Raw genomic sequence first — 11,723 nt, 5'->3', positions numbered from 1 at the left:
CGCGCTTGTGAAAGCGTTCACATTCACAAGCAATTATGCCGCATACCCGTTCGGGCATCGATGGGCGGGGGGTCCCTCTTCCCGCGCCGATGGTCCCCTGCCACAAAGACGCAGGTCGGACCTGTGATCAGACGCAAAAGGGCCCGAGGGGGAACCTCGGGCCCACATCCTTGACAGCCGCCTAGCCGAGACAGGCGAACACCCCCGGCTAGAGCTTGTCAGTGCTGTGACCGGAAAGGTTCACCGGCTCGCGACACCCGGCACGGCACCTCGCGGCGTTGTCGCATGACCCGAGTACATCCAGTACGCGGGCCATGCTCCGCCTTGCGAGGCACCGCACCGGACGCCGCGAGCTTTCCGGCAAACCTTTCCGGTCACAGCACTAGCCGACCCGCGGCGCCGGCCTCGCCACGCGTGCCGTGCCTGCCTGCCCGCCCCGTGGAACAGGGCGCGAAGCGCACAGGCGCGGGCAGGTGGTGAAGCGCCGCTATGAGGCACTCAGGGAAGCGTCCTTCTCGCGCTCGCGCCGCTCGTGTGCACGCGCGCGGTCGGCCTTGCGGAAGGGCGCGTCCACGGCCGCTCGCCATACCAGTTCGAACGGTCCCTGCCGAAAGCGCCGCAGCCACAGGGACGCGGCGAGCATCAGCAGACCGCTGATCCCGGCCCAGGCGGCGATCGTCCCGACGCTGCCCAACGGCCCCAGGGCAAGACCCCATCCGCTGAAGAGGATCAGGGCGACGACGTTCTGCAGCATGTAGCACGACAGCGCGGTCTTGCCGACGTCGGCCAACCGGCGGGCGAAGAACCCGGAGCCGCCGCGGCGTCGCAGCAGGATGAGGGTCAGCCCCAGATATCCGAAGGCCACGATGGGGGCGATGGTGTAGCGCGAAAGCGAAGCGGTGATGTCCCCGCCCGGCAGGGGCAGGTACTCCCACACCGTCAACGGGACCCCCAGGCCCAGGCCCCCGATGGCGAGACGACGGCTCAACGTCCGCGCACGCTCGTCCCCCTTGAACAGCCCGGCCCGCCACAGCAGCACCCCGGAGAGGAACAGGAAGGCCGACAGGGGAGGAACAATGATGAACGCCTCATACCTGGCATTCCAGAAGTCCCCTATCCGCCCGGCCACTTCCTCGAAGTATGTGGGGGTGGGAAGACGTGACCAGTCCGCTGTGCCCGCCGCGTCATCACGGAAATCTTCGGGCAGTGGCCCTCCGGTGTAGGTCATCCCTGACATGTCGCGGGTCTGCAGGAACAAGTGCAGTGCACCGGCGAGTGCGGTGGCCACGACCAGCCACTTGGTCCGCAGCCGAAGCAGCGGGGCGACGACCATCGCCACCAGTGCGTATCCCATGAGAATGTCGAAATCGACCACGAGTGCGAAGTGGATGAAGCCGTCCGCCAGAAGCAGCAGCGAACGCCATTCGTAGCGCCAGGGCCAGCGGTGTCCGTGACGCATTGCCGACTCGAATTGAATGGCCATGCCGACGCCGAACAATATGGACAACAGCCCGAGGAATTTACCGTTCGACAGCATGCCGGACAGGAGCAGGATGTCCCCGTCCCACCGTCCATCGGGTCGGCCGATCGATTCGCCACCCACCCCACCCGTGAAGAGCCAGATGTTGGTCAGCAACGTTCCGACGATCGCGATGCCGCGTAACACATCAAGCGATTGAACTCGCTTGCTGCCATGTGAGTTTGACATTCCGCGAGGTTAGGACGGTGAACTCGCCGCGCACCTCGGCCGGTTGAGCGGAATCGTTCTCCTCACTTCGGTGGGGCTCCTCATCATTTCGGAGGAGGCGCTCGTGCTCTCGGGTAGTCCCTTAGTCGCGTCCTGGGGCTCGCGCCGCGTTTCGTCCGCGAACAGCCCGTAGTTTCGTCTCGAACACGAGCGTAGGAAGGAGACCCTTGTCGACGCCGCGTAGCAGCACCCCCGGCGCCCATGGACCGCGCGGGCCGCTGAGGTTGTCCGGGGCCCACGCCGTCACGGTCGCGGGCATGGTCGTGGTCGCGGCGGTGATCGACCTGGGTGAGTTGCTGGGGTTCGGCTACACCGCGGGGTGGCTGGTGGTCACCCTGGTCAGCGCCGTCGCGCTTGTCGCGTCCGTGGCCCTGCGCCGCAGGCACCCGGCGACGGCACTCGCCGTCGCCGCTCTGGGCTACGCCGTCGCATGGGTCATCTCCCTGTCGGAGCCACGCCTTCTGCCGGCCATGGCGCAGGCTGCCCTGTGGGTGGCCGTGTTCACCGCGATCGCCGAGGGAACAAGCCGTCTGCGGCTCACCGCCATCGCCATGCTCGGGGTGTGTGTCGCCATGGAAGCGTTCGAGGTCATCCGCATGAGCGATGCGGATGGTGTAGGGACCGAACTCCTGATCTACGACACGGTGAGCGTCAGTTTCCTCCCGGTCGTGGTGGTGGCGATCGCCGAGACGGTCCGGGGCCGTATCCGGCTGGCCACCGAACAGGCCGAACAGGCCGAGCGACTGCGTCAGTTGGACGCTCGCGCCGCGGTCCGTGACGAGCGGCTGCGCCTGGCGCGGGAACTCCACGACGTCGTGGCCAACCGGCTCAGCGCGGTGACCATACGGATCACCGCCGCCAACCATGTGGGCAAGGGCCGTGGCAGCACCCCCGAAGGTGAGGTCCTCGCCGAGATCGGCCATGAGATCGGTACGGCCCTCGGTGAGCTGCGCAGTGTGCTCGGCACCCTGCGGGACGACGAGGACGGCGTCGGCGCGGCCACCCCGCCCTCGCTGCGGGACGTCGATCTGCTGGCCGAGGAAGCCCGCCGCGCCGGCGCGCAGGTGGACGTCGTCATCAGCGGCGACCCGTACCCGCTGCCCAGCATGGTCGACCTCGCGTCCTACCGCATCGTGCAGGAGGCCCTGACGAACGTGGCCCGTCACGCCTTCCCCCCGCACGCGACGGTCCGCCTCGACTACGGCCCTGATCAGCTGCGTGTGCACATCGAGGACGACGGGGTGCTGCAGCCCGGTACGCGGTCCGCCTCCTCAGGTCATGGAATCATCGGGATCGGCGAACGCGCCGCGTTGTGCGGCGGCTGGGCCTCGGCAGGCCCTCGGCCCGGGGGTGGTTGGACGGTCGAGGCGGCCCTGCCCGTGAAGAAGGACGACTCGTGACGGTTTCCATACTCCTCGCCGACGACCAGGACCTGGTGCGCACCAGTATGCGCATCATGATCGACGTCGAGCCCGATCTCGAAGTGGTCGGGGAGGCCGCCGACGGAGAGGCGGCGGTGGCCATGGCCGCCCGGCTCCGTCCCGATGTGGTGGTCATGGACATCCGGATGCCGAAGACGGACGGGGTGGCGGCCACCCGAAGGATCATGTCCGAGCCAAATCCGCCGGCCGTCCTCGCGCTCACCACCTTCGACATCGACGAGTACCTGTTCGGCACCCTCCAGGCGGGAGCCGCCGGCTTCGTACTGAAGAAGGACAGCGCGTCCACCCTGCTCGACGGCATCCGTGCCGTCGCCCGCGGCAATGGCTTCGTCTCGCCCGGACCGACCAGGAGACTGATCGCCCGGGTGTCCAGCGTGGGCGGCGGCCCGTGCGCGCTGCCCGCGGAGTTGACGCCGCGTGAGCATGACGTACTGGCCCTGCTCGGACACGCCCTCAGCAACACGCAGATCGCCCGCAGACTGCACATCGAGGAGAGCACCGTGAAGTCCCACGTCCAGAACGTGCTCACCAAACTGGGCGCCCGCACCCGTGTGCAGGCGGCGCTCATCGCGAGCCGGGCCGGGCTCCTGGACGGGCCGACTCCGTAACCGGCCCACCGGCCCACCGGCCCACCGGCCCACCGGACCGGCGACCGGTCCCGTCCCGGCCGACCCGGTCGTCCTCACCAGCGAGGCCGTACGTGCCGTCCGAAGATCAGGCCACGTGGTTCCGGCGGCGGCGTGGTCCCGGCGCGCAGCGGCCAGACGATCAGCATGCCGGCGAGGAAGCCGACGATGTGCGCCGCGTACGCCACGGTGCCCAAGCCGGAGACGCCCTCCCCGGACGAGTACACCGCCTGCAACCCGAACCAGAAGCCGAGCACGATCCAGGCAGGCAGGCGCAGCGGCAGGAAGAACAGCAAGGGCACGAGGATCCAGACCCTGACCCTCGGATACAGGACCAGATAGGCGCCCAGCACCCCCGCGATCGCTCCGGACGCGCCGATCAGCGGGTCCGAGGAGGTGTCGTTGAGGTAGGCGAAGGCGTATGTCGCCGCGTAGCCGCAGGCGACGTAGAAGAGGAGGAACCGGATGTGCCCCAGCCGGTCCTCGACGTTGTTGCCGAAGATCAGCAGGAACAGCAGGTTGCCCAGCAGATGCAGCCAACCGCCGTGCAGGAACAGCGCGGTGAGGACGGACAACGCGGGCGACTTGTCGTAGCCCGGCGCGCCCACGAGGCATCCGCCCGTGCGGGGATCGACCGCGCCCGTGGGCACCAGCTGCGGCAGCTGATGGTGGATCAACTCCCGTGGCACCGCCGCGTACTGCTCGACGAACGCCTGGAGATGGCACAGCTGGGCCGGACCGCTGTCACCGGCCGTCGAACCGGCGAGGCCGGGCATGAAGAGGAAGACGAAGACGTTCGCGGCGATCAGTGTGTACGTCACGTAGGGCGTGCCGCGAACGGGGTTCACGTCGTGCACGGGGATGACCACAAGGATCGTGTGCCCGCGATACGGGGCCGGAACCGGCCCGCACCCGCGTAGGCGCACACGGCCGTCGGACATGTGAACGCTCGTGCGCGATGGTGCGTATGTGTCCTCAACCGCGGATCTACGTGAGGAACAGGCGATGAACGACCGAGTCACTCCTTCGATGCACGCCACCCCCGACGGTGAGGCGGAACTGTCCCTGGTGGTGAAGCTCACCTGGGAAGACGTGGCCGCGCTCGGCCAGGAGGCCGGACGGCTGTCCGCGCGGATGCAGCGGCCGGTGACGCTGGACGAGGCGGTGAGCCACCGGCTGCGGTCGGTGCGGGCGACCGCGGCGCACGCCAAGCCGGCCACGGCACCCTCGGCACCCGCCGCGGTGACCTCCTCCGCGTCCGTGTCGTCGCTGCCGTCGCGGCCGGGCACGGACCAGGCGATGCAGGCCATCGACCGGATCAGCGGGAACTCGTCGGCCGTCTAGCCCGGGTGTGCGCGGTTTCCCGCGCACCCAACAGGCCTAGGGGGTAGACGTCACCGCCGTCACCGCCTTTCTCGCCGCCACCAGAACCGGGTCCCAGACCGGCGAGAAGGGCGGGGCGTAGCCCAGGTCCAGGGCTGTCATCTGTTCGACCGTCATGCCCGCCGTCAGGGCCACGGCGGCGATGTCGACGCGTTTGCCCGCCCCTTCCCGGCCGACGATCTGCACACCGAGGAGACGGCCCGTGCGGCGTTCGGCGAGCATCTTGACCGTCATAGGGGCGGCGCCCGGGTAGTAGCCGGCGCGGCTGGTCGACTCGATGGTGACGGCCACGAACTGGAGGCCCGCGCGGCGGGCGTCCTTCTCGCGCAGGCCCGTGCGGGCGATCTCCAGGTCGCAGACCTTGCTGACGGCGGTGCCGACGACGCCGGGGAACGTGGCGTAGCCGCCGCCGACGTTCGCGCCGATGACCTGCCCGTGCTTGTTGGCGTGGGTGCCCAGCGGGATGTGCCGTTCACGGCCGGAGACCAGGTCGAGGACCTCCACGCAGTCGCCGCCCGCCCAGATGTCGTCGTGGCCGCGGACCCGCATCGACAGATCGGTCAGCAGGCCGCCGTGGTCGCCGACGGGCAGGCCCGCCGCCCTCGCCAGCTCCGTCTCGGGGCGCACCCCGATACCGAGGACCACCACGTCCGCCGGGTACTCGGCGGCGTCCGTGGCGACCGCGCGGACCCTGCCGTCGTCGCCGGTGAGGAACTTGGTGACCTCCGCGTCGTCGACCATGGTGATGCCCATGCCCTCCATGGCCCGGTGCACCAGGCGGCCCATGTCCGGGTCCAGCGTCGACATCGGCTCCTTGCCGCGGTTGACGACCGTGACCTCGTACCCCAGGTTGATGAGGGCCTCCGCCATCTCCACGCCGATGTAGCCGGCGCCGACGACCACCGCGCGGCGGCCCCCGGTGGCGGCCAGCGTGTCGAGGAGCGCCTGCCCGTCGTCCAGGTTCTGCACCCCGTGCACGCCGGGGGCGTCGACGCCGGGCAGGTCGGGGCGGATCGGGCGGGCCCCGGTCGCGATCACCAGCTTGTCGTACGACGTCCAGTACGCGTCGCCGGTGTCCAGCTCACGCGCGCGGACACGCCTGCCCTCGACGTCGATCTCCACGACCTCCGTGCGCATGCGGAGATCGATGTCGCGGGCCCGGTGCTCCTCGGGCGAGCGGGCGATGAGCCGGTCCCGCTCGGGGACGTCGCCGCCGACCCAGTACGGGATGCCGCACGCCGAGTACGAGGTGAAGCGGCTCCGCTCGAACGCCACGATCTCCAACTCGTCGGGCCCTCGCAGCCTGCGCGCCTGCGACGCGGCGGACATGCCCGCCGCGTCGCCCCCGACGACGACCAGGCGTTCCCTCGAACGTTCCGTACGGCTCATGTTCATGGGAACACGCTACGACCGCCCCGCATTTCAGCTCTCGTCGCCGCCTTCCGGCTCGGCGGCCGGGGCGGCGGCCGGGGCGGGGCGCCGCGAACGGCCGAAGAAGCGGAACCACAGCAGCAGGACGAGGGCCGTGGCCGCCGCGAACGGCAGGATCGCGGCGAGCGCCATGCCGAGCCAGCGGAACACCGCGACGAACGCGTTCCAGCCGCCCGCCAGCGCGTCCACGAACCCCGGCTCGTCGTCCTTGTCGGCCTTCTTCACCGCGGTCTCCGACAGCGACAGCTTGACGGTCGCGAGGCTCGTGCGGTCCTTCAGGGACTTCTGCCGGGCGAGCAGCGACTCCAGGTCCGCCTGGCGCGTGCTCAACTCCCCCTCCAGCGTGACCACATCGCTGATCTTGGTCGCCCGGTCCATCAACTCGCGGATACGGGCCACACTCGCCCGCTGCGTCGTGATGCGGCTCTCCACGTCCACGACCTGCTCGGTGACGTCCTCCGCCTTGGCCTTGCGCTCGATCAATTTGCCGGTGCCCGCCAGCGCGGTGAGAACCTCCTCGTACTTCTCGGTGGGCACCCGCAGCACCACCCGGGTCCGCTCGCGGCCCTTGCCGTCGCGGGTCGTGGACTCGTCGCCCACGAACCCGCCCGCGTTCTCGGTGACCGTCCGGGCCTCGTCCAGCGCCTTCGGTACGTCCTTCACCCGCACGGTCAGGCTCGCGGTACGGATGACGTGGCTCGGTCCGAGCTTCGGCGCGGTGTCGGCGGACTGATCCTTCGCCGAGCCGCCGCCGCTCTCGGTGTCCACCGCGCCTTCCTGCCGGGCGGCGGCGCCGGCCTTGTTGTCGGAGGCCGTCGTGTCGCCCGAACTGTCGTCATTGGCGCCGCACCCGGTGAGGGCCAGTGCGGCGGCGAGGAACAGGGCGGCGAGGGCCCCCGCGGGCCGTCGGGATCGTCGTACGTGTGTCTGAGCCATGGCGGCGTACCCCCGGGAGTCGTGTCCGGCTTCCTGATGACGCTCCTTCGACGCCGGAGGGCGGCGGAACGTTGGCGCGCGGTGGTCCCGAAGCGGTCACGGTCGGGACTCGGTGGGGCCACACGGCCCTACCAGCGGCGTCCGGGGCGTCTGAGAAGGTGGACCCATGAGCGGATCACGTCCGGAAGCCGGACATGTCGTCGTCGTCGGAGCCGGGATCGCGGGGCTGGCCGCCGCGCACGGGCTGCTGGAGAGAGGCGCCGGGGTGACCGTCCTGGAGGCCTCGGACCGGGTCGGCGGCAAGCTGCTGCCGGGCGAGATCGCGGGCGCGCGGGTCGACCTCGGCGCCGAGTCCCTGCTGGCGCGCCGCCCCGAGGCGGTCGCCCTCGCCCGGGAGGTCGGACTCGCCGACCGGCTCCAGCCGCCCGCCACCGCCACGGCCTCCCTGTGGACCCGGGGCGCGCTGCGCCCCATGCCGAAGGGCCACGTCATGGGCGTCCCCGGCACCGCGTCCGTGCTCTCCGGGGTGCTGTCCGACGAGGGCCTCGCCCGTATCGAGCGCGACGCGGACCTGCCCCGCACGGAGGTCGGCGACGACGTGGCGGTGGGGGAGTACGTGGCGGCCCGCGTCGGCAGGGAGGTCGTGGACCGCCTGGTGGAGCCGCTGCTCGGCGGCGTCTACGCGGGCGACGCGTACCGCATCTCGATGCGCTCGGCCGTCCCGCAGCTCTACCAGGCCGCCCGGACCCACACCTCCCTCACCGAGGCCGTCCGCGAGATCCAGGCCCGCGCTGCCGCCGCCCAGCAGACCGGCCCCGTCTTCATGGGCATCGAGGGCGGCGTGGGACAACTCCCGCTCACCGTCGCGGAGTCGGTGCGGGCCCGCGGCGCCGAGATCCTCACCCGCAGCCCCGTCACCGAGCTGCGCCGCGAGAGCACCGGCGGCTGGCGCGTCACCACCGGCGACCGGGTCCTGCACGCCGACGCCGTCGTCGTCGCCGCCCCCGCCCCTGTCGCCGCCGACCTGCTGCGCGCCGAGGCCCCCGAGGCCGCCGCCGAACTCGCCGGCGTCGAGTACGCCTCGATGGCCCTCGTCACCCTCGCCTACCGCCGCGCCGACGTCACCCTCCCCGAGGGCAGCGGCTTCCTGGTGCCGCCGGTCGACGGGCACACCATCAAGGCGTCCACCTTCGCCTCCCAGAAGTGGGGCTGGATCGCCGAGCAGAACCCCGACCTGCTGATCCTGCGCACCTCCGTGGGCCGCCACGGCGAGACGGAGATCCTGGAGCACGAGGACGCCCACCTCGTCGACGTCTCCCGCCACGACCTGCGCGAGGCCACCGGCCTGATCGCCGACCCCGTCGAGACCCGCGTCACCCGCTGGGACGACGGCCTGCCCCAGTACCCGGTCGGCCACCACGCGCGCGTGGCCCGAATCCGGGAGCACCTCGGCAAGCTGCCCGGCCTCGCCGTCTGCGGCGCGGCGTACGACGGTGTCGGCGTCCCGGCCTGCGTCGCGAGCGCGGCCGCCGCCGTCGACCAGATCCACGGTGACCTGCGCGCTGTGCAGGACCTCACGGCCAACCCGGTGCAGAGCCTGCACGGCGGAGCGGGAGAATGAGTTCCATGAGCGACGACGCCCCCACCACCGAGTCCGGCCGCGTCCCCAACAAGGGCAAGCTGGCCAAGGACCTCAACGAGGTCATCCGTTACACGCTGTGGTCCGTCTTCAAGCTGAAGGACGTGCTCCCGGAGGACCGCACCGGTTACGCCGACGAGGTCCAGGAGCTGTTCGACCAGCTCGCCGCGAAGGACGTCACCGTGCGCGGCACGTACGACCTGTCGGGCCTGCGCGCCGACGCCGACCTCATGATCTGGTGGCACGCGGAGACCGCCGACCAGCTCCAGGAGGCGTACAACCTCTTCCGCCGCACCCGGCTGGGCCGCGCGCTCACCCCGGTGTGGTCGAACATGGCGCTGCACCGCCCCGCCGAGTTCAACCGCTCGCACATCCCGGCGTTCCTCGCCGACGAGACGCCCCGCGACTACGTCAGCGTGTACCCGTTCGTGCGCTCCTACGACTGGTACCTGCTGCCGGACGAGGACCGCCGCAGGATGCTCGCCGACCACGGCAAGATGGCCCGCGGCTTCCCCGACGTCCGCGCCAACACGGTCGCCTCGTTCTCGCTGGGTGACTACGAGTGGATCCTGGCGTTCGAGGCCAACGAGCTCTACCGCATCGTCGACCTCATGCGCCACCTGCGTGCCTCCGAGGCCCGGATGCACGTCCGCGAGGAGGTCCCGTTCTACACCGGCCGCCGCAAGTCGGTCGCGGAACTGGTCGAGGGCCTGGCGTAACGCCTACCCGCGCCCCGCGAGGGGCGCGGGGAGCCCCGCGACCGACGCGGCCCCGGCCGGCCGATCGGCGGACGGGGCGCTCGCCGACCGTGTGGAGGCGGGCTTCGGCTCCGGCCGCCCCGCGCAGGCCGCCCGCCCGTCGGGCGCCCGGCCCTCCAGCAGATACGCCTCCAGATACGCGTTGACACATGTGTTGGGGCCGCCCGCGACACCGTGGCTCCCGGCGTCCCGCTCGGTCACCAGCACGGACCCCGACAGGCGCCGGTGCAACGCGATCGCCCCCTCGTACGGCGCGGCCGCGTCCCGCTCCGCCGCGAGGATCAGCGTCGGCGGCAGCTCACCCGGCCCGGTGCGCACATCCAGGGGACGCTGCCGGGGCGCCGGCCAGTACGCGCACGGCAGGTTCGTCCACACGTTGGCCCATGTCTCGAAGGGCGCCGTCCGGGCGAGCCGGGTGTTGTCGCGGTCCCAGACCCGGAAGTCCGTCGGCCAGGGCCCGTCGTTGCACTCGACGGCCGTGTACACCGCGTTCGCGTTCTCCTGCTCGACGGCCGCCTCCGGGTACGGCCCGGCCAGCTGGATCAGCGGTTTCGCGTCCCCCCGCAGATACGCGGAGAGCGCGAGCGCGCGCTGCGGCCAGTAGTCGTCGTAGTACGCGGCCTGGAGGAACGTGCCCTGCAACTGCCCCGGCCCCACCTTCCCGCCGGCCGGCCGCACGGCCAGGCGGGCGGCGGCCCGCTCGTAGCTGCGCAGCACCTTCTGCGCGGTGTTCCCCAGCCGGTACACCTTGTGGTGCTTGGCGACCCACCGCCGGAAGTCCGCCCAACGCCCCTCGAACGCCGCCGACTGGCCGAGGTTGTTGCGGTACCAGATCCGCTCGGGGTCCGGGTTCACCGCCGAGTCGAAGACCATCCGGCGCACCCGCGAGGGGAACAGCGTCGCGTACAGCGCCCCGAAGTAGGTACCGTACGACGCCCCCATGAACGTCAGCCGGTGCTCGCCGAGCGCGGCGCGCAGCACGTCGAGGTCGCGGGCGTTGTTGAGCGAGTGGTAGTGCCGCAGCGCGCTCCCGGCCCGCTGCGCGCACCCGCGCGCGTACGCCTTCGCCCGCGCGATCCGCTGCTTCTTGTACGCCGCCGAGGGGTGCGCCGACGCGGGGGAGGGGCCCTGGTGCAGCCGCTTCGGGTCCTGGCAGGACAGCGGCGCCGACCGCCCGACGCCGCGCGGCGCGTACCCGACGAGGTCGTAGGCCGCCGCGATCCGCTTCCACTGCGGCAGGACCCCGATGAGCGGGAAGTACATCCCGGAGCCGCCGGGCCCGCCGGGGTTGAACACCAGAGCCCCCTGCCGGGGGACCTTGCCCTTGCCCCTGGCCTCGACCCGGCTGACCGTGAGGGAGATCTGCCGGCCGAAGGGCCGGGCGTAGTCGAGCGGCACCTTGACCGTCCCGCACCGCAGCCCGTCCGGCAGCCCCTCCTTCGCCGGGCACTTCCCGAACCGGATGCCCTCCTCCGCCGCCCGTCTGGCCACGACCTCCACTCCCGCGACCGCGGTCGTCCCGCCCGCCGTCGGCGCGGCGGCGACACCGCTCAGCAGCACCGCCCCGACCGTCCCGTAGAGCACGGCAGCTCGCATCGCGTATCCCTCCGAAGCACGACAGCAACAAAAGGGATGTTTCGTTCGGAAGGGGGTGATGTAAAGCACCGGCCGCCGGTGTCGTGGTCCGGGCGGCGGAGGTTCTAGTCCTCGTCCTCCTCGCGCGGGCCCGTCGCCGCCGGGGGGAGGGAGTAGCGCTGGGAG

General features: G+C 71.3%; 10 protein-coding genes. 5 read left to right on the top strand and 5 right to left on the bottom strand.

All coding sequences use genetic code 11. The features are described 5' to 3' along the window. Positions 1 to 487: 487 nt before the first annotated feature. The gene (locus AOK23_RS20955) at positions 488 to 1,636 is read right to left on the bottom strand and encodes a DUF418 domain-containing protein (protein ID WP_157878104.1); all 1,149 of its coding nucleotides are present in this window, start codon (positions 1,634 to 1,636) and stop codon (positions 488 to 490) included. A gap of 278 nt (positions 1,637 to 1,914) precedes the next feature. Between AOK23_RS20955 and AOK23_RS20950 the strand changes: the two genes are divergently transcribed. Beyond that, positions 1,915 to 3,147, top strand: a complete 1,233-nt coding sequence (locus AOK23_RS20950) for a sensor histidine kinase (protein WP_157878103.1) — start codon at positions 1,915 to 1,917, stop codon at positions 3,145 to 3,147. Continuing rightward, positions 3,144 to 3,797 carry a response regulator gene (locus AOK23_RS20945; protein ID WP_055714226.1) on the top strand — a complete coding sequence of 218 codons (654 nt, stop codon included), beginning with the start codon at positions 3,144 to 3,146 and terminating at the stop codon, positions 3,795 to 3,797. Before AOK23_RS20950 ends, AOK23_RS20945 begins: the two co-directional genes overlap by 4 nt. Before the next feature lie 74 nt (positions 3,798 to 3,871). Here AOK23_RS20945 and AOK23_RS20940 read toward each other — a convergent pair whose 3' ends face one another. Next, positions 3,872 to 4,684, bottom strand: a complete 813-nt coding sequence (locus AOK23_RS20940; RefSeq protein WP_055714225.1) for a rhomboid family intramembrane serine protease — start codon at positions 4,682 to 4,684, stop codon at positions 3,872 to 3,874. A gap of 136 nt (positions 4,685 to 4,820) precedes the next feature. Here AOK23_RS20940 and AOK23_RS20935 point away from each other — a divergent pair, with 136 nt between their 5' ends. After that, positions 4,821 to 5,159 carry a hypothetical protein gene (locus tag AOK23_RS20935; RefSeq protein ID WP_055541643.1) on the top strand — a complete coding sequence of 113 codons (339 nt, stop codon included), beginning with the start codon at positions 4,821 to 4,823 and terminating at the stop codon, positions 5,157 to 5,159. A 36-nt stretch (positions 5,160 to 5,195) separates the two neighbouring features. Here AOK23_RS20935 and AOK23_RS20930 read toward each other — a convergent pair whose 3' ends face one another. Further along, positions 5,196 to 6,593: an FAD-dependent oxidoreductase gene (locus AOK23_RS20930; protein ID WP_055714224.1), complete on the bottom strand. Its 1,398-nt coding sequence runs from the start codon at positions 6,591 to 6,593 to the stop codon at positions 5,196 to 5,198. Between the two features lie 27 nt (positions 6,594 to 6,620). Next, positions 6,621 to 7,565, bottom strand: coding sequence for a DUF4349 domain-containing protein (locus AOK23_RS20925; RefSeq protein WP_055714223.1), 945 nt, complete (start codon positions 7,563 to 7,565; stop codon positions 6,621 to 6,623). A 166-nt stretch (positions 7,566 to 7,731) separates the two neighbouring features. On the opposite strand from AOK23_RS20925, the gene hemG reads away from it, so the two are divergent. Then, on the top strand, positions 7,732 to 9,186 hold the full coding sequence (gene hemG, locus AOK23_RS20920) for a protoporphyrinogen oxidase (RefSeq protein WP_055714222.1): 1,455 nt from the start codon (positions 7,732 to 7,734) through the stop codon (positions 9,184 to 9,186). 5 nt (positions 9,187 to 9,191) lie between these two features. After that, a complete protein-coding gene (gene hemQ, locus AOK23_RS20915; protein ID WP_055714221.1) occupies positions 9,192 to 9,923 on the top strand; it encodes a hydrogen peroxide-dependent heme synthase in 732 nt (243 codons plus the stop codon). Between the two features lie 3 nt (positions 9,924 to 9,926). Here the strand turns inward: hemQ and AOK23_RS20910 are convergent, their stop codons facing one another. Further along, on the bottom strand, positions 9,927 to 11,558 hold the full coding sequence (locus AOK23_RS20910) for an alpha/beta hydrolase (protein WP_055714220.1): 1,632 nt from the start codon (positions 11,556 to 11,558) through the stop codon (positions 9,927 to 9,929). Positions 11,559 to 11,723 lie beyond the last annotated feature (165 nt).

The organism is Streptomyces torulosus (assembly GCF_001419765.1).
Classification (GTDB): domain Bacteria; phylum Actinomycetota; class Actinomycetes; order Streptomycetales; family Streptomycetaceae; genus Streptomyces; species Streptomyces torulosus.
Note: the sequence above shows the minus strand (reverse complement) of the source record. Positions and strands in the feature narration are given on the sequence as shown.

What these genes read in the sequence shown, in the direction of transcription:
- AOK23_RS20910 (WP_055714220.1), bottom strand. Translation starts at nt 11,558, where the DNA reads ATGCGAGCTGCCGTGCTCTACGGGACGGTCGGGGCGGTGCTGCTGAGC.
- hemQ (WP_055714221.1), top strand. Translation starts at nt 9,192, where the DNA reads ATGAGCGACGACGCCCCCACCACCGAGTCCGGCCGCGTCCCCAACAAG.
- AOK23_RS20930 (WP_055714224.1), bottom strand. Translation starts at nt 6,593, where the DNA reads ATGAACATGAGCCGTACGGAACGTTCGAGGGAACGCCTGGTCGTCGTC.
- hemG (WP_055714222.1), top strand. Translation starts at nt 7,732, where the DNA reads ATGAGCGGATCACGTCCGGAAGCCGGACATGTCGTCGTCGTCGGAGCC.
- AOK23_RS20935 (WP_055541643.1), top strand. Translation starts at nt 4,821, where the DNA reads ATGAACGACCGAGTCACTCCTTCGATGCACGCCACCCCCGACGGTGAG.
- AOK23_RS20925 (WP_055714223.1), bottom strand. Translation starts at nt 7,565, where the DNA reads ATGGCTCAGACACACGTACGACGATCCCGACGGCCCGCGGGGGCCCTC.